Consider the following 17,315-nt stretch of genomic DNA (forward strand, 5'->3'; position numbering starts at 1 on the left):
CGGTCACCGGGTACGGAGGTCATCGACATGGGTTCACGGCGTTCTACCGGGAAGGCCTGACCACGGTCTGAGGGAGGACCCCGGCCTCAGCCCACCCCCACCTTGAGCTTGAAGGTGATCTTCGCCTGCCCCCCTGCTGGAACGTCCACCCGGCGCTCCACGTTGACCTGCGTCCCCTGCACCGCCTGACCGTCCACCGCCAACGCGCGGCCGTACACCTGCTCCCGGACCTGGACCCTCGTGGGCCGGGTCTTCGTACTCGTCAGGGTGTAGGTCACCTGATAGGTCGTGCTGAGCACCTTTCCGGCGGGGTCCTTCTCCTGGCCCAGCCGTTTGACCCTCCGCTCGTAGCGCAGTTCGTTGTCCGCCCCCACGCCCCCAGGTCGAGGTCCACCGCCCGCCCCGCCTGGGCGGCGGGCAACAGGACGGCTCCCACGGGAACACCTTCCTCCCGGACGGAGAGCGGGCCACTGGGCAAAGCCGTGTCCGGCGTGAATTTGTAGTGGCGGCTCGCCCGGCCCTGTCGCTCCTGCGGATCGAAATACGTGCTGATGCTGTCGTAGCGGGTGAAGCCGGTGATCTTCGGCTGCACGAAGGGCAAGGTCAGGGTCTCGCCCCGGTCCAGCTTCAGGCCACCGGCGAGCGTGTAGCGTTGCAGGCCGCGCAGTTCACCCGCGCTGGTGACAGGTCTGGTCGCCACACTCAAGTGGGCGGTTCCAGCGGTCGGCAGGGGCGGCGGGGCCGGGGTCGCCTGGGCCGCTCCCGTCTGACCCGCCACGGCGAAGGTGCGGACGTCACCCGCGAACAGGTCCACCTGCCGCGCGTCAAAAGCCTCGCCCCCCAGGTTGCGAATCTCGGCGAGCGCCGCCAGCCGGGCCTGGGCACCGGCCGCCTCCAGCTCGTAGAGGGGGGACCACGACAGCGCCTGGGTGCGGTAGCTCACCTCCCCGGACACCTGCCCCTGTCCGGCCACCTCGAAGCGCGCCGCGACGCCTCCCTGGAACCAGTCGAGGGGTGGCGGGCTGGTGAAGGCCAGTTCGTCGCGGCGGACGTTCAGGAACTCGCCGGACACGAGCCGCACCAGCAGGTCGGGGGCGCGGACGAGGGTGCCGTCCAGCGCGGGCTGCCCGGTCCGCAGCACCTTCACCGCCTGGCCCTCCTGGGTGGTGAGCCAGTCGAGGTCGGTGGGCAGGGTTTGGATGCGGACGAGTGGCGCCCCGAAGAAGCTCAGACTGCCCGGCTGCACGAGGGACCAGGCTTCCCGTGTGAAGGTCAAGCGGTGGGCGGCCGTGCCCCCCGAGGCGGTCAGCGTGACGGGTTCCCGCACTTCGGCGAACGTGGAGTAGAGGCGCAGGTCGGTGGCCCCAGCGTGGGCGCACAACCCTAGGGCGAGGACCAGACCGGACAGGGACAGGCGGCGCGGCATGGCGGACATCCTGTCATGCGGGGGCCGGCGTCGCCGCTGAAATTAGGCAATGGCGCGGGTCCAGTGGTTCGCCAGGGAGGCGCCAGCCCCACACGGGCAGCCATCTTGTCCGTAAAGTCTTCTACGGCTCCCGCACCACCGCGAGCCCGTCCGGCGCCGTGAACACCGCGTAGTTGCCGCCGTGCAGGGTCGGCCCGAAGCCCGCCCAGGGCAACCGGACCTGATACCGGGCTTTCTTTGTCCCCACGTCATAGGCCAGCAGGGAACCGCCCACCCGCCCGACGTACACCTTGTTCCCCCAGGCGTCCAGCCGGGAGACCTGCCCACCTCCCGGGATCACCAGCCCGGTTCCGGTCGGCATGGTCACCCCGTTCAGGCTCACGGGCGACCGGCCCGTGGTGGGAATCAGCCGCAGTTCCCCAGCCCGGCTCTCGAACAGCAGGTACTCCCCGACCGGGCCGAGCCGGCAGCGCCCGTCGTCCGGGGCGGCAAAGGTGCGAACTGGTTTCTGGGGCGTCTCGCCTGCGGCCCTGCCCGTGGCCTCGAACTGTCGCAGCCGCTGCCCGCACTGATCCAGCACGTACACGAAGGGCGCCGCGTAGAACGCCTCGTTGCCCGTGTGCTGAATCATGTTGCCGCCCGGACACTGGAAGTCCGCCGCGAGGTTGAGCTGGCGGCGCACCTTGCCAGAACGCAGGTCCACCCACTGCAACTGCGCGCGGTCATCTGGACCCGGGGCGCCGAAGTCCTTGACCAGCACCTGAGCGTCCCCGACCACGAGCGGGCCGACCGTCGCGCCGAAGCGGTAGAGCGGCTTGCCGGTGGCGTTGTCGAAGGCGTGCACTCCTGGAAAGTGCGGCTCGCCCCGGTAGGCGTTCCAGAACGCGACCCCCTGCACCGCGCCGCTGAACTCCGTCATCTCCAGTTCCTGAGCCTGCCAGCGGGTCTTGCCGGTCGCGCCGTCCAGGGCCATGACGCCGGGCGCGTCGTTCGGGGCCATCATTCCCGCCAGGGTGGTGACGTACAGCGTCCCCGCCTGCACCTTGATGTCGCGTACCTCGGTGGGCAGGGTCACGCGCCACTGCACCTGACCGTCCGAGGCGCGGCGGCGGGTGAGGACGCGCTTCTGGGTCAGGAGCACGCCGCTGTCCGTGGTCGCCATCACTCGGCCCGCGTCTGCCGCCTGCCAGACGAGCTTCCCGGTGGCGAGGTCACGCGCCTGCCAGACGCCCTTCGACAGGGACAGCACCCGTGTGCCCGCCAGCCAGACGTTCTGTTCACCGGACTCGCTCCGGTCCACGGCCAGCGCCCAGAGGGGCCCCACTTCACGGACACCGTCGACGCGACCCACAGGGATCGGCCCCTGATAACCCTGCGGCCTCAGCAGTTGCGCTTCCCCCACGGAAGCCGCCAGCAGGGCCAATACGCCCCAGACCCGGAATCGTTTGTGCATGGCCTCAGGATAGGCAGCCAGGGGAAGGGGGAGCGTCCACCCTACGATGGAGGCTCAAGCGCAGCTCAAGCCGACAAGGATGCCCAGGAGGATCATGCCGTGAACCGTTACGACGATCAGGCCCGACTCACCTTCCACTACGCCCGCGAGGAGGCCAACGCCCTGCGGCACGCCCAGGTCGGCCCCGAGCATCTGCTCCTCGGGTTACTGCGGGCCGAGGGCACTGGCCGCGACGTGCTCCTCGGGCTGGGAGCCGACCTCGCAGGAATGCGCCAGCAGGTCAGGGAACTGAGTCCCCCGGGCGAGGCCACCTCCCTCAACGACGTGCCCAACATCACCCCGCTCGCCCGCCGGGTCATGGAGGTCGCCTCGCAGGAGGCGAGGACGCTGGGCGCCCCCGTCACGTCCACGCCTCACATCCTGCTGGGCATCGTGCAGGTCGGGCAGCCCGTCACCCGGCACATCCTCGCCTCCCTCGGGGTCGCCTCCCAGGTCATCGTGGACCGGGCGCGAGCCGCGCCTCTGGCCGCCCAGGCTGAGATGCCGATGGAGGATCAGGAGAGGAGACCACAGGTCGAGGCGCTGCGCCACCTGCTTGAAGAAACCCTGAGTCGGGATGGCACGCCGCCCGCCGGGATGACGGAGGACGAGGTGGCCGCTCTGGTGATCGAGGGTGGGGACCCCAGCCTCATCGCCCTGTTCGAGGACGTGGTGTACCGCTGGGTCGCCGGGGACAGTCTTTCCGAGAACAGGAAGCACGCCGTCTTGCTGCACCTCGTCAACCACGCCCTGCGGCGGCGGGATTGAAGCTCCGTCCCCTCAAGGCCATGCACGCCCCAGGTGTGACAAAGACAGCCAGGTCTGCGCGGGAGGCTGGGGCCGGACAACCTGGGTGATCAAGACGACCGCCGATGGTTGTTGTCCACCCCCCTGCCATTCCAGCCCGGCTGCACCCAAAGGCGGAGGACCCGATCAGCTTCGTTCGCTACCGTGCGGCCATGCCACAACATCTGGGCCTGTGGTTGGGCCTCCTGACCTGTACAGCGGGTGCCACGTCCCTGCCCATCGAGCGGGTCCTCACCGGCCACATCGGCTGGACCACCGGCGCTGCCCTTTCTCCGGACAGTGGACAACTCGCCCTGGTTTCCCGCTCCGCCCTCTTCCTCACCGACCGCGCCACCGGGAAGCGAGTGAGCCTGGCCGGGCACACCGGCCCCATCACCGCCGTCACCTACACCCCCGACGGTCAGACGCTCTTCTCCGGGGGCAACGACGGCACCGTCCGCCGCTGGGACTCGGGGACAGGCCAACGCCGCTCCACCCTGCAAGCCTGCGGCTTCGTGAAGGACGCCCCGCAGTACCGCGAGCAGGTCACCACCCTGGCCGTCCGCTCTGCCTCGGACTTCGTGGTCGGCTGCGCCGGGCAGCTTCAGGTGTGGCGGGGGGGCCGCCTGGTCCGCACCGTCCCGGGCACGCTCGCCGCCTACAGCCCCGACGGGCAGCGGCTGGCGGTCGCGGACAGCGAGAGGCCCCTGAAGATGTACGACGCGGCGACCCTCAAGGTGCGGGCGACCCTGGCGCTGCCTCTTCTCCCGCGGCCCATCGACGTGTTCACCACGCCTGGCTCCCCCAGCGCCCTCGCCTTCTCACCGGACGGCTCGCGCCTCGCAGTGGCCTTCAGGGACTCCATGCCCAAGGTCGAGAACTTCATGGCCTCCGTGTACGACACCGGCACGGGCGAGAGGGTGTTCAATCTGGGGGGACAGCCCGACTTCGTGGACGGCCTCGCCTACAGCCCGGACGGCCAGACCCTCGCCGCCACCGGACGCAGCAGCACCAAGCTCTACGACGCGAGGACAGGCAAGCAACTGCGCCTCCTTCAGCCTCCGAACACCCGCATCGGTGTGCTCGCCGTGGCGTGGACACCCGATGGCCGCAACGTGATCGCCACGAGTGTCAAGAAGGGGGCCGAGGTGCTCGACCTGACCGGCCAGGTGAGGCAGACCTACACGGTCCCAGACGACTCGGTGATGGCGCTCGCCTGGAACCCGGCCGGAACGCTGCTGGCGACGGGAGCGCGGGACGGCCGCATCCAGCTCTGGAAGGGAACAAGCCCAGCCCGGGGCTGGGCGGCCCACCCCGAGGGCGTGAACGACCTGAGCTTCTCGCCGGATGGCACGCGCCTGGCCTCGGGCGGGCAGGACGCCTTCCTGCGCCTGTGGGACACGCGGGGCCAGCCGGTCACCGCGCTGGGGCTGAAGTCCAACGGGGTCGGCTGGCCGCAGTTCTCCCGGGACGGTGGAACGCTGCTGTTCGGCGACTGGGTCGGGCTCTTCGCCGTCCGCACCGCGAGGCTCACCCGGCAGCCGAACTGGTCCATCCAACCCGTCGAGGCGGCGTTGTACAAGCAGGGAGGTCAGGCCGCCTACAACGATCCCCAGCGGTGGGTGGCCCTGACAGGTGGGGCGTACTGGCAATTCAAATCCTCAGGCGGCAGCACGTTTGCCCTGCGGCTGCTGCCCGATGGCCGCACGGTGCGGGAACTGTCCGCGGCATCGGGAGGGGCGGCGCTGAGCCAGTTCGACTCGGTGACGGGGAGGCTGACCAAAACCATCCTGACGGCTCCGAAGTTCGGAGACCTGTACGCCGCGGGTTTCAGCCCGGACGGCCGCCGTTTTGCCTCGGGCCGTGCGGACGGCAGCACCGAGGTCTGGGCCGTGGATCAACGCCTGGGCCTCCAGCGGCTCATGTCCTTTCCGGGAGAGGGCACCGTGGACCAGACAGTGTTCAGCCCGGATGGGCGACTGCTCGCCGCCCTACACGGGGACAGCGTGAACGTGTTCGACCTGGAGAAGGGGGTGGAGGTGGGGAGCTACCGGGGCTTGAGCGCCTCGACGCGGGCAGTAGCCTTCAACTCGGCGGGCACCTTGCTCGCCGTGGGCAGCGGCACGACGGAGCGCGGCGGAACGGTCACGGTGCTGCGGCTGAGGTGACGGGGAAGACCCCAACGGGCATCCCTTCCCCTCAGCGCGCCCCCTGGGTCATCAGGGTGGCGCGGTACGGTGAGGTCCCCGCCAGGATCAACAGGCCGACCCGTTCCTGGCCACCTCGGGTAAAGGACCAGACCGTCGAGGTGACCTGACCCACGTCCGCCCGGTTTACCAGCCGCCACCCGGCGGTTCGCAGTTGCGCCGCGTAGTGCTCGGTCAGGGCAGCCCGGTCCAGCCGCGTCTCGACGCGGGCAGTCTGGGTCACCTCGTCCCCACCGCCGCCACCTCCCTGCGGCCACACGGTGCTGCCCTCGGGCGCGACCAGCGTGGGCAGTTGCAGGAACAGGGACGCGGAAGGCGAGCGGGAACCCATGGACTCGATCAGGCGCTCGGTGTCCACGCCCTGCTGCCGCCGCAGGGTGACCTGGGTGGTGCTCCCCACCGCGCGGGCGGACACCTGGACGAGCCGCGCCGGGTTCTTCTGGTACCAGGCCCGGTTAAGGATGGAGGTGCTGGGCTGGAACCCGCCCTGCGCCTCGTAGGGGCCGCCCAGCAGGCCCGTCGCCTCCTGCCACCCGCTGCCGAGCGCCTTTATCAAGTGGGCTGACACCTGCTGGGGCGTCAGGGCCGTATCGAAGTACACGGCGGTCGTGGTGGGCGTGGCGCCCTGGCCAAAGGAGGTTTGCACCGTGCCGACGACGCGGCTCCCGGCGGGGAGGGCTACGCCCAGGTTCCCGGGGACCTGCCCCACCAGCACTTCCGTACCGCCCTGGTCCCCCGTCCAGTCGGGGCTGAGGAAGCGTTGCAGCAGTTCAGCCGCCGTGGGGGCGGGCCGGGGGGCAGGCGCGGACTGGGCGAGGACGGGCGTGAGGGCCAGCAGCCCCAGCAGGGGCAGCAGTTTGTGGGGCATGGTTCAGCTTGTCCGGCCCCTCCTGACCCGGCGTGAGAGGGGCGTGAAGTGCTCAACCTCGGTTTCCCGAGCCCCTATAGGGCAGTCGCCGGGTAGTAGACGTACCGGGAATTGGGTTAAGGGGACGTGCGCTGAGGAGGCTCATCCCTCTCCACCCACGAGTTGCCGGACTCGACGGACCCAACCATCCGGCGTGGGCGTAGGGAGTTCTGCAACACGGCGCGCGGTTCCACCGCTTCTGTGCGCTACCTCTCCACCACACCTCGGGCGATGCCTTCCGCAATCCGCTCCCGGTACCTGTCCTCCTGGAGCGCCCCCGCTTCCCGCTCGTTCGTCATATACCCGACCTCAATCAGGGCAGCGGGCACGTTCGCCTTCCGCAGCACATAGAAGTTGTACTTGTCCTCAAACGTGACGCCCTCGTTCTTGGCCCCCGTCGAGGCTACCACCGCGGCTTGAACACGGTCGGCGAGCTTGCGGGACTCCACGAGGAGGGAAGGACCGGCTTCCTGACGGGCGATAAAGGTTTCCACGCCCTGATCCGCCGGATTCCGCGGCGCATTGACATGGATGCAGATGAAGGCGTCGGCGGACGAGGGAATCCGCCGCACACGGTCCTGGAGGGACAGTTCGGTCTCATCGTTCCGCGTCAGGATGACCGTGACCCCTTGCTTCTCCAGGCGCGCTTGAACCTTCTTAGCGATGTCGAGAACGACATCGTCTTCCCTCAGGTGGCCGTCCAGGCCAACCACGCCAGGATCACGGCCGCCGTGGGCCGCGTCGAGCACCACCGTCAGGTGCTTCCCGCCCGGCGTGGAGGCGAGGGCCAGCGGTGGCGTGAAGGCCCCCAGCAGGGACGGAACGAGGGCCAGGATGAGAATGCGGGGTCGTTTCATGGGGGTCTCCTTCGGTTCGATCAGGGCGTGGATGCGTTGCGAGAGGTGCGTGCTGCGCGCGGCCTGGCTGGTAAGGAGCGCTGGTCCGCCGTGCAGGGAGGGCTGGCCCTGCTGGACGAGCGTCAAGATGGCCTGCGCGAGGGTCAGGCAAGGGGCATGCTGCGCGGCCCACGCATCGCAGACCTCCTCGCTGGCATCGCGCCACGCGCGCAGGGCGACCCAGTTCAGGGGCTGGAACCAGAGGAGGTGCGTCAGAAACGACAACCCGAGGTTCCAGAGGGGATCACGCCGCAGGAGGTGCGCGCATTCATGGGCGAGGACCGCGTCGAGTTCAGCGGCGCTGAGGCGGCTCTGGACGTCGTGCGGCAGCAGGATGTAACGCGTGCCGAGGGCACAAGGGACGGGCAGGCGAGTCCAACACACTTCGATTCCGCCGCGTCGGCCGCTCCCGGCGACGAGGTGCTGAAGGTGGGCTCGTAGGTGCGGATCGTCCACGCGGCCGATGTACCGCCGCCGCACCACGATGTAAGCGGCACCGAAGCGGGTGACGGCGAAGATGATGCTGCCGAGCAAAAGAACCGCCACCCAGTCCACAGCGTGCGCATCGGGGGTGGCCGGGCCGACACCGACCTCACCGGTACGCTCACCGTCGATGGTTTCGCTCCGTCCTGCCGCCTGCCTATGGTGTCCACTCCTGGCAATGCCCTCGTGGAGGAGGACGGGCCCGGTGAGCGGCAGGGCCTGGCGGTGCAGTGGGGCGAGGGCGGACGTGAGCAGTCCGGCGATCAGGGCGATACGCAGGGCGGCGTCGCGGATGAAGGCCGTTTGGAAGGTTGGAAGCCGCAGGAGGGCAAGCGTGAGGGCGAGGATGATGGTGCTGTGGAGGAGGTAGGTGGCGAGGAAGTCACTCACGCTTCGCCCGCTCGTCGAGGAGTGCCTGGAGCCGTTCGATTTCTTCGGGGCTGGCCTGACCCTGGGTAATGGCGGTGGTCATGAGGCGGAGGGCTGAACCGTCGAAGACGCGCCCGATCAGGTCCTTGACGGCGTGTTGTTCGACTTCTTCCTGGCTGATGGCGGCGGCGTAAAGGTGGCTGGGCTGGCCGGGATAGCGGGTGACGTAGCCCTTGTCCAGCATGCCTTGCAGGTTGGTCTGGATGGAGGTGTGAGCGGGTTTGGGGGTGTGGGGGAAGGCGGCGAGGATCTGTTTGATGGTGGAGGGGCCAAACCGCCAGAGAATCTTGAGGAGGGTGAGTTCGCGTTCCGTGGGGCCGGGGTGTGGGGGTCGGGCCATGCGTGTCTCCTTGAACGCCAGGGTATACGAGTTAACTCGTAATGTCTATGAGTTAACTCGTACCACCTCGTACGATAGGCTTGTCGCGGCCGCCCTGGACACAGGAGAATCCTGAGCAGAACGCATGGCGACGGCTGTTGGTGACCTCGCCGCACAAAGCGCTGGGAGAGGCTATTTTCGACGCACGAGTGCGGGCACAGGGGGCTTCACGAGAAGCAGAGTGAAATCCAGAGGTCACAACAGGTCCAGCAGGATTCCGACGCCACACCCGACCAGCACGTCCCCTTAACCCGACTCCTGGCACGGGTACTACCCAAGAGCCGGAACGTACCGGTCAGGGGGCAGGCACGCTCAGCACTGCCTTGTCCGTCATCACCACCAAGTGCGCGCCCACCCGCCATGCCCCCTGTACTTCACCCGCCGCCCGGATGAGCTGCACCACCCGGGCGCGACGGAGGTCCACCACAGCCAGCCGCCCAGGCCCGAACGCCGCGCAGGCTGAGAAGACCGCGGAGGGTCCGGCCTCGGCGAACACCGTCTCGACCGAGCAGCCACGGGGCAGCGGCGTCGCCCTCGGCAACGACAGGCGCACGGGCCGCGAGCCTCCCAGGAGCCAGGTCCCGTCCACCGTACGGAGGACCTGCCGTGTCTGCACCTCCCACACTGGGCGGGACGGCGAGGTTTCGGGGCGTAAGGCCGTGAGCAGGGCGCGGTCCCCCCGCACGTACCGGCCCGCCGTGCGGGGCAGGCACTGCACGTGCCGGGCTCCCCGCAGCGTCCCCTCGGCGCAGACCTGCGCGTCGTGTACGTACGGGTGGCTCAAGTTGCGGGCCCCCACCAGGGCCGGGAAGGTGTAACGGACGGTGATGGTGCGCCCGCTGCGCACTTCCGCCACGTTGACGACATATCCCCGGCCGTATCCAAACACTCGCCCGCCCGCCACGCGCAGAGGTTCGCCCCCCTCCCGGCTGGACCAGACCGTGCGCCCGGTGGAGACCTTCACGCCCTGGCTGTACCCCTCGATGCCCGTGCGGGCGCCGAAGACCGCGACTCCGTCATCCACGGCGAAAGGACCGAGGGGGTCACCGGCTCCCACCTGCCAGCGCGGCTGGCCTGTCCGGGCATCCCAGGCACGCACGTCGTCCACCGTCGCGCCCAGCACCACGTCCCCCGCCCGTTGCAGGAAACGCAGCGGCGTGCTGACGGGCGCCCGGCCTCCCCAGGTGAGGGGGCGGGGCGCGGGCGCCGTCCAGACTCGCCTGCCCGTCCGGGCGTCGTAGGCGTGCAGGCGCGCGAAGCCGTCGTCGGCGAGCACCAGCCCATTCCCCACGGCGAGGCTTCCGAAGGAGGTCAGCGGCGCCGACCAGCGTTCCTGGCGCAGGGTGGGATCGTAGGCCCGGACCTGGCCCTCCGACATCAGGTAGACCTGGCGGTCGTCCGTGGCGACGCGCGGGGCCACAGGTGACGTGACGACCGGGCGCACCGCGGCGGGAAAGACCGGCTGGGGTCCGGCACCGCCCGCCCTTCCCCAGCCGCAGGTCAGGAGAAGCCCAATCAGGGCCGCGCAGCGGGCCCGCCGCGGAACCGGAGTAGAGGGCATGGTGCCCTTCACCTTACCGGCCATCCCTGACTGCGGCCTGAGGTGGGCCGATGGCGCGAGCGCATCAGGCGTGGTCTGGGATGCCAGCGGCCCCGCTGACCACGCCCCAGCCGTCAGGGCTTGGCGACCGGAGGAGGGACCCTGGGCGCGAAGGCGTCGTCGATGGTGCCGCGTTTCTCATACACTGGCGTCCACCGTCCGTCGGGCGCCACGCGGCCCCGCCGCACCGCATGTCCAAACCCCGAGCCGCTTACCCCCTCGTACTCCACGCTCCCCGGCCACCGGGGTTCCTCGCCGCGCACGGTCACAACAGCTTCCAACACCGCGTCAAGCGCCCCACCCGCCGGAGTCGGCCAGACGTCCCACGATGTTCGCCCGACGCGGGCGGCCCACGTCTCCTGCCAGTGGTCCTCCCGCCAGGCCGAGCAGCGCACCTCCCTCTCCACCCAGTCACAGCGTTCATCGGCCCGGCCCACTGGGAAGAGGGTCAGCCGTTCCCCATCCCCGGTCGGGAACAGGTCGGCAGGCAGGACCCGCTGCCGCCTCAACTCCGCCGCGGCCCGGTCCGCTGGCGTGGTGTTCGCGGCGGCCCGCTCGGCGCCGAGGGTCGGGCCGAGGAAAAGCTGTCCGGCCTGCCAGACCACCTTCACGCCGAGCAAGGCCTGGAGGTCGCGGGCGGCGAGGAACACGTTGGTTGGGGTCGCACGGGGCGGCGTCACGGGCCGCCTTACTGTGTCCGTGGAAGTGAGGTGGGACGACGCCTCTCCCGACGTACGGTCGATGAGCCAGACGACGGTCGGGGAATACGCATCACCCAGGGCGAGGGTGGAGGGCGTGACGAGGCAACTCAGGTCCTCCCGGTGCTGGTGCAGCCACGGGCAGGAGACAAAGGCGCGGCCCTGGACAACCTGGACCGCCTCATGGGAAACGGGAGCGAGCAGGGCAGCGCCCAGCGCGGCGGCGAGCATGGTCTCAAAGTAATCGGCGGTCTTGACCCTGGCCTGATGGCGTGAGGAGGGGTCGCACCCGCCGCGTCAGGAAGGACCCATTCGGGTGGGGACTCCGCGCGCTCAGGGGCCCTGGGTGAGGCTGGCGGGACTCACCTCAAAGATGTCTGCCGCCTGCGTCAACCGGCAGGTGAAGGGGGCGCGGGTCAGCCCTCCCGGCGCTCCCTGGAGGCGCACGCTGCCCCGGAGGGTCCAGGACCCATCACGGAACCGGCCCGGTTCCGTAAAAGCGACGGTCACGCTGCTGGCCCGCCGGATGGCGACGTTCGCCACGGCGGTACAAGCGGCGTGGGCGTCGTGAGGAGTCCAGCCCCGAAATCGGTCCGCCTTCGCCAGGGCGACCGTTCCAAGGGCCACAGCGAACATGACGCAGAGGCCGATGACAAATAGGAACGGCCGGGCCGGCTTCGTCGCCACAACACATGTTCACCTCCCCGGATGATGCGGAACTGAAGGCGATGTGCCAAAGGCGATCAACCATCACGTCGAACGTGCTGCGTAGCCCTCACGCGCCGTCAGCCCCGGCCCATCACGCTGGAGGCATGCGCCCTGCCATTCCCTTCCTGCTCGCGGCCCTTTCCCTGTGCTCTGCGCGTGCCGACTCCTGGGTGGACCCCCACCCCCGGCTCTTCAGCTCGGATGCTGGGCTGACGACTTACGGGTTCAAGGTGCTGCCCAGGGCAGGAAGGTTCGGTGTCCCGGCGACCGGGGAGTTGTTCAGGCTGACGGTCACAGGGACCACCCCAGTGGTCTGGAGAGGCACGTTGAAGAACCATCCGTTGAACGTGTCCCTCTCTCCTCGGGGGCACGTCGTCACGCTGGACACCTACGGCGGGGACCGGCAGGGGCGGCACGCGCTCGTCATCTACAGCCCGCGGGGTCAGGTCGTGGCCGATCTGTCCTTTTCGGACGTTGTTCCGGGCAAGCCGAACTCCACGAAGTTCGGTCTGGGCGTGTCTGGGCTGTTCTTGTCACAGGGCTACCAGGCGAAGTTCGTGTACTACGACAAGCCCTACTTTGCCCTGCGGGACGCGAAGGGAACAGGGCCGGTGTTCGACCTCGACACGGGGAAGCAGAAGCGGTGACCCTCACGGCCCGTCAGCTTCCGCACCGTAGGGTGGAGGCAATCCATGACCCTGAGTCGCCTCCTGCGCTGCTGCGTCCTGCTCGCTGCCGCCTGTCTGGGTGCCGGACTGGCCCAACCCATCCGTGCCCCCACCAGCGCCGTAGGTCCGGCCTTCCTCCCCACGTTCCCACCGCGTCCAGTCCTCTGGCGGACCTTAATCGACCCGCCCCTCTCTCCCGTCACGACCACCCTCGCGGTGGAGGGCGAGCGGCTTTTCCTCCTGCACCGGGGCCGCCTCCGCGCTCTTGATGCGGCGAGCGGCGCCGTGCGCTGGGAGGCGGGCACCGGTCTGCTGGCCCCGCTGACGGTGCACAGCGGCGTGGCGTACACGACGGGAGCCGACGGTCTGCGCGCCTTCCGCGCCTCGGACGGTCGCTCCCTGTGGACCACCGCCCTGCGCCCGAACGCCACCCGCGAGGACGGGGGCGCGTGGGCGCAGAACATCGCCCGCGTGGGCGGGACCGTCGTCGTGAACACCACCTCGGGAGCCTGGGGAGTGGACGCCTCCACCGGGCGGCAACTCTGGCACCGCCCCCGCTACGACGCGACGGGGCCGGTGGCGAGTGCGGGGGACCTCGGGGTCTGGATCGCGCCCGACTATTTCCATCCGCAGGTGCTGGGCGTGGACCTGCGCAGTGGGCGCACCGTCTGGCGGGTGGACTTTTCGGACGGAACGGCAGTGCGGGTGGAGGACGACACGCTGTTCGTGGGTTCAAGCCGGGTGGGTGTGCGCCTGATCGACGTGCCCACGGGCCGCAGCCTGCGGGTCACCTACGACTTCGCCTCAGCCCTGCCCCAGGGAAGCCGGGCGGGTGCGTCCTTCCTCACCCCGCTGGTGAGCCGCAACGCCGTCTGTGCCAGCGGGCAGAGCGTGGGGCGGCCCGTCGTGGCCTGCCTGCCCCGGACGGCGGGGCGCCGTGTTGGTGGGGACCGAGCCCTCCTTCCCCGGCTGGCCGGGCGCGCGAGCCGGTCTGCGGACGTGCCGCAGTACCTCGTGCGCGAAGGGTTCCTGACCGCTGCGGGGGACTACTGGCTGCTGGGCGGGGAGTACGCGACACGCACGGCGATCCGGGGCGGGGGGCTGACCTTCGGCGCGCCAACCGACTTCGTGGAGCGGGAGGGCCTCGCCTTCTACGCCGTGCCCGAGGCGTTGACAGTGGTGGGGGTGCGGCTGGACACGGGTGCGCTGGCCTGGAGCGCGCCTCTGCCGAGCAAGTGGCGCGACGTGCTGCTGACGCCCACCCGCATCCTGGTCGTGAATGGTGGGGAAGTGCAGGGGTACGCCAGACCGGAGACGGCGCAGAAGTAGCCGCACCGAAAGCACGGCGGGAATTTCTTACGCCGCTGGCACACTCGTCACAGCTTCACAAGCCAAGTGAACCGCACGTCTTTCACGCCCTCTCTCCTCGTCACCCACAGATCATCGGATGGACGGTCCACACCGATCAAGTGCGGATCAACCACTCTTCTTAACCTGGCGTCATGCCGAACAACGACGCGGGGGGAATGCGACGCGCCTTCATGCTGTGCTTGACGCTCGGGTTGGTCACGACGGGCGGACAAGCCCGGACGCCGCCGGAGCCGCGCACCGCCCTGGAATTGCAGCAACTCGAGCCCACCCTCGCCGGACAGCCGGTCAAAATGCGTCTCTTGATCTACCGCTGGGGCAACGGTGCGCAGGTCGTCGGTGGGCTGCGCGACGACCACATTCCCTGTCCCCTGTTCAAGGTGTATGACAAGGCGGGCGGGCCGCCGATCATTGAGCGGTATCTCACGGCCAATTGCGACGTGGGCAAGAACGTCACCTTCAAGACCGGCGAGCAACGCGTCTACGCGGTCACACTGCCGATGAAGCTCGCGCCCGGCGCGTACACCGCCATCCTGACCTTGCGCAGTCAGCCACCGATGTACGCGCGGACCATCGTGAACATCGGGCCCGGCCCCTTCGTGGCCGAACTGGTGTTGCCGAGCGGTGCGAAGGCCGGGAAGCCGCTTGACTTACGCGTGGCCTTTCGCAACGTGTGGCGCAGCACCGCGAGCCGTGACCTGCGGCTGTGTGGACAGGGGCTCTTGATCCGCGACGCAGAGGGCCAGACGGTGTACGACAACCGGCCCGAGAAGACCGCGTGCACCTCGGACCTGCGGCCCACCACGGTGGCCCCCGGCGGCGTCCACATCGAACCCTGGGGTCCGCTGCCCGCACTGAAGGCCGGTCGGTACACCGCCGTGCTGTGGGGCGAAGGGGCCGTGAAGCGCTTCGAGGTGCGGCCTTGAACGGCGCGGGGGGTGTGGAAGCGGCGCCCCGTCTCACCCGCCGTCAGGTCGCAGGCGGCAGCGTGACGCCATGTCCTTCGCCCTGCTCGCCGCCCTCGCCGCGCCGACGTGGACTCTGACTCGCACCTCCGTCGTGGGCTTTTCCTCCCAGGGTCAGCTCATCACCCGCGAGGAGGCGAACGGCCGCTTCTTGCCCGAACTCACGCTACGCGACCCCGACACGGCCGAGGTCACCGGCCGAGTGGTCTTTCCCGAGGCGGGGGGCGACGTGGGGGATTTGCTGGCCGTCACGCCCGATCTGAAGGCCGCCGCGTGGGTGGGCGCGGACGGCGACACCCTCACGGTGCGCTCGCCCTCCGGGCGGTGGTCGTCGAGCATCCCCGGCGTGCGCGGCTCGCGCGAGTTGCTGTTCAGCCCGGACGGCCGCACGCTCGCGGTCGCCAACGACAACGGCTACGTGCAACTGTGGAACGTCGCGGACGGCGTGCGCCGCGCCACGCTGCTGATGCGCTCGCGGCCCGACCAGCTCGCGTTTCGGCCCGACTCGCAGGTGCTCGCGGTGAACGAGCGGGTGTGGTCGAGGGACGGCAGCGTGAGCGTGTGGAGCCTGGACACCGGCGAGCGACGCGGCACCGTGCCTGGCACGCAGGGCTTGTCACGGTCGATCTTCGCCTACGCGCCGGATGGCCAGACGCTGCTGATGGAGACGCCGCGCTTCACGGTGGGCTGGATCGATCCCGAGAGCGGCGAGGCGGTACGTCAGGTGCCGACCTTCGTGACGCCCTGCCCGAAGGGCTCACCCTTCCCGAAGTGCGCGCACGCGCCCTTCGCGGCGTCGCTCAGCGCGGACGGGTCGCGGCTGGCCCTCAACGTGGTGCCGGGCTCGTACGAGGCGGGCGCGCGGGTGCTGGTGTACGACACGAGGACGACGCGCCTCGTGCGCGCCGAGCACCTCGGCCGCGCCTCGGCGGCCCTCACGCCGCGGGGCGAGGCGCTGCTCGTGTCCGGTCCCGGGGCCACGCTCAGCCGCCGGCCCTGAACGACGGCTGAGCGGCGACGTCCTCCCGGCGTCGCCGCGCCTTGGACTGGGGCCGCTTGACGAAGGGCGTGCGCTCGAGCCGACCGCCTCATTGGCACGCGCGTACGCCTCGGGGTCGAGCGACACGCTTTGCTGAAGCAAGACGAGGGACACCCGGCGCGCGTCGTCACCAAGCTTCAAAAACGCCTCGATCAACTTCACGCTGCCAGCCGAGATCGCAGGTGGGCAGATGCGACCCTGACGCGATCCGGAAAGCTTGGAGGAGGATCTGGCTCAAATTCCTTGGCGGAAAATGCTGGTCGAACTCTAGCGTGACCCGGAAAGGAGCGACCTCCGGGAAGAGCCCCACCATTGTGTAACTTACATTACACAGTGCTTGGTACAGATAAGGCCAGTGCTCAAGTGGCGCACGCTGAGGTACAGCGATGCCGACGGGTACGGGGAAGGTTCGCGTGAGCAGTGGGGGGCCTGGCTGGCGAAACGATAACGCGCCCCCGGGAGTGGGAGCGCGGTGGGGGTCGCCGTGGGCAGGCTTAGTCGAGAATGCGCCGAAGGTGCAGGTAGATCTCGTACCAGTCTCCCTTGGCCTGTGGCCGACGCCCGCGCAACTCGATCCGGGTCAGGGTCCGCACCCAGTCCGGCGTGAGCTGCCCACCGAGTACGGGGTCGGCCACCAGTTCGGCGAGCCCCTTGGGCAAGGCCGCTTCCGTAGCACCGCCATAGAACTCCACCCCTTCGAGCAGGTCGTGGACGGTGATGCCGTAAGCCCCGGCCAGCGTTTGCAAGGTCTCCAGGCTGGGGTTGGTCCGGCCCCGTTCCAGATCGCTGAGGTACGGCACGCTGATCCCGGCGTTCTCGGCAATGTCTTTCAAACGCAAGGACCGCTCGGTGCGGAGTTCGCGGAGTCGTTCGTGTAATTGCATGGCATCCTCCTGGTGGTACGTCCATAGCATATTCCTGGCGGAGGTTGTCCGACCACTGAACACTTCACGAATACGGCAAACACAGCCCCTTCCCTTAAGATGACGGCCATGCCGTACACAACGTTGAGCGAGGAAGTCAAGAAGCTCTCAAATCCCCAAAGAAGTGACGCCTTTGTCCGGCAGGTGCGCGAGGCGATTCGCACGGGCGAGATTGAAGCCGCGCAGGTGCCGGGGCGCTTCACGCTCCCCAAGACTCAGGAGTTGCACCTCGCATAGCGCAGTGAATAGCCGTGCTGGCGGAGAAATTCCGAGTTTCTGCTGAACGTCAGGAGCAGGCGGTTCAAATGAACGTCTGGCATGACCGTCATCAGTGCCAGAGC

The 17,315-nt window shown here is 69.2% G+C and carries 17 protein-coding genes; 7 read left to right on the forward strand and 10 right to left on the reverse strand.

Annotation, left to right across the window (positions count from 1 at the left end; genetic code table 11):
* Positions 1-86 precede the first annotated feature (86 nt).
* The 3 genes from A7B18_RS22505 to A7B18_RS07195 all read right to left on the reverse strand — a co-directional run bounded on the left by A7B18_RS22505 (position 87) and on the right by A7B18_RS07195 (position 2,879).
* Positions 87-299 carry a hypothetical protein gene (locus tag A7B18_RS22505; protein ID WP_245872780.1) on the reverse strand — a complete coding sequence of 71 codons (213 nt, stop codon included), beginning with the start codon at positions 297-299 and terminating at the stop codon, positions 87-89.
* Positions 275-1,426, reverse strand: coding sequence for a hypothetical protein (locus tag A7B18_RS07190; protein WP_245872781.1), 1,152 nt, complete (start codon positions 1,424-1,426; stop codon positions 275-277). Before A7B18_RS07190 ends, A7B18_RS22505 begins: the two co-directional genes overlap by 25 nt.
* Positions 1,427-1,547: 121 nt before the next feature.
* Entirely contained in the window at positions 1,548-2,879 is a 1,332-nt protein-coding gene (locus tag A7B18_RS07195) for an outer membrane protein assembly factor BamB family protein (protein ID WP_102126003.1), read from the reverse strand.
* Positions 2,880-2,978: 99 nt separating this feature from the next.
* On the opposite strand from A7B18_RS07195, the gene A7B18_RS07200 reads away from it, so the two are divergent.
* Positions 2,979-3,686: a Clp protease N-terminal domain-containing protein gene (locus A7B18_RS07200; RefSeq protein ID WP_102126004.1), complete on the forward strand. Its 708-nt coding sequence runs from the start codon at positions 2,979-2,981 to the stop codon at positions 3,684-3,686.
* Positions 3,687-3,877: 191 nt separating this feature from the next.
* Positions 3,878-5,872, forward strand: a complete 1,995-nt coding sequence (locus A7B18_RS07205) for a WD40 repeat domain-containing protein (RefSeq protein WP_180970058.1) — start codon at positions 3,878-3,880, stop codon at positions 5,870-5,872.
* Positions 5,873-5,903: 31 nt separating this feature from the next.
* Here the strand turns inward: A7B18_RS07205 and A7B18_RS07210 are convergent, their stop codons facing one another.
* The 6 genes from A7B18_RS07210 to A7B18_RS07235 form a co-directional block, all read right to left on the reverse strand.
* A complete protein-coding gene (locus A7B18_RS07210) occupies positions 5,904-6,779 on the reverse strand; it encodes a hypothetical protein (protein ID WP_102126006.1) in 876 nt (291 codons plus the stop codon).
* Between the two features lie 245 nt (positions 6,780-7,024).
* On the reverse strand, positions 7,025-8,587 hold the full coding sequence (locus A7B18_RS07215) for an N-acetylmuramoyl-L-alanine amidase (protein ID WP_102126007.1): 1,563 nt from the start codon (positions 8,585-8,587) through the stop codon (positions 7,025-7,027).
* On the reverse strand, positions 8,580-8,966 hold the full coding sequence (locus tag A7B18_RS07220; protein ID WP_102126008.1) for a BlaI/MecI/CopY family transcriptional regulator: 387 nt from the start codon (positions 8,964-8,966) through the stop codon (positions 8,580-8,582). The genes A7B18_RS07215 and A7B18_RS07220 overlap by 8 nt, the downstream gene beginning before the upstream one ends.
* Positions 8,967-9,300: 334 nt before the next feature.
* Positions 9,301-10,566, reverse strand: coding sequence for an outer membrane protein assembly factor BamB family protein (locus A7B18_RS07225; RefSeq protein ID WP_180970059.1), 1,266 nt, complete (start codon positions 10,564-10,566; stop codon positions 9,301-9,303).
* 113 nt (positions 10,567-10,679) lie between these two features.
* Positions 10,680-11,534 carry a hypothetical protein gene (locus A7B18_RS07230; RefSeq protein WP_102126010.1) on the reverse strand — a complete coding sequence of 285 codons (855 nt, stop codon included), beginning with the start codon at positions 11,532-11,534 and terminating at the stop codon, positions 10,680-10,682.
* A 102-nt stretch (positions 11,535-11,636) separates the two neighbouring features.
* Entirely contained in the window at positions 11,637-11,939 is a 303-nt protein-coding gene (locus tag A7B18_RS07235) for a hypothetical protein (protein WP_146009481.1), read from the reverse strand.
* 176 nt (positions 11,940-12,115) lie between these two features.
* Here A7B18_RS07235 and A7B18_RS07240 point away from each other — a divergent pair, with 176 nt between their 5' ends.
* The 4 genes from A7B18_RS07240 (at position 12,116) to A7B18_RS07255 (ending at position 16,012) form a co-directional block, all read left to right on the forward strand.
* Positions 12,116-12,658, forward strand: a complete 543-nt coding sequence (locus tag A7B18_RS07240; protein ID WP_102126012.1) for a hypothetical protein — start codon at positions 12,116-12,118, stop codon at positions 12,656-12,658.
* Between the two features lie 45 nt (positions 12,659-12,703).
* Positions 12,704-14,008 (forward strand): outer membrane protein assembly factor BamB family protein, encoded by a 1,305-nt coding sequence (locus A7B18_RS07245; RefSeq protein ID WP_102126013.1) that lies wholly within the window; start codon positions 12,704-12,706, stop codon positions 14,006-14,008.
* A 173-nt stretch (positions 14,009-14,181) separates the two neighbouring features.
* On the forward strand, positions 14,182-14,973 hold the full coding sequence (locus A7B18_RS07250; protein WP_102126014.1) for a hypothetical protein: 792 nt from the start codon (positions 14,182-14,184) through the stop codon (positions 14,971-14,973).
* 70 nt (positions 14,974-15,043) lie between these two features.
* Positions 15,044-16,012: a WD40 repeat domain-containing protein gene (locus tag A7B18_RS07255; RefSeq protein ID WP_102126015.1), complete on the forward strand. Its 969-nt coding sequence runs from the start codon at positions 15,044-15,046 to the stop codon at positions 16,010-16,012.
* Between the two features lie 533 nt (positions 16,013-16,545).
* On the opposite strand, the gene A7B18_RS07260 is transcribed toward A7B18_RS07255, so the two are convergent.
* Positions 16,546-16,935: a helix-turn-helix domain-containing protein gene (locus A7B18_RS07260; protein WP_102126016.1), complete on the reverse strand. Its 390-nt coding sequence runs from the start codon at positions 16,933-16,935 to the stop codon at positions 16,546-16,548.
* Positions 16,936-17,043: 108 nt separating this feature from the next.
* Between A7B18_RS07260 and A7B18_RS21900 the strand changes: the two genes are divergently transcribed.
* Entirely contained in the window at positions 17,044-17,211 is a 168-nt protein-coding gene (locus A7B18_RS21900; RefSeq protein ID WP_180970061.1) for a hypothetical protein, read from the forward strand.
* The last annotated feature ends 104 nt before the right edge of the window (positions 17,212-17,315 follow it).

Source organism: Deinococcus planocerae, assembly GCF_002869765.1.
GTDB classification, from domain to species: domain Bacteria; phylum Deinococcota; class Deinococci; order Deinococcales; family Deinococcaceae; genus Deinococcus; species Deinococcus planocerae.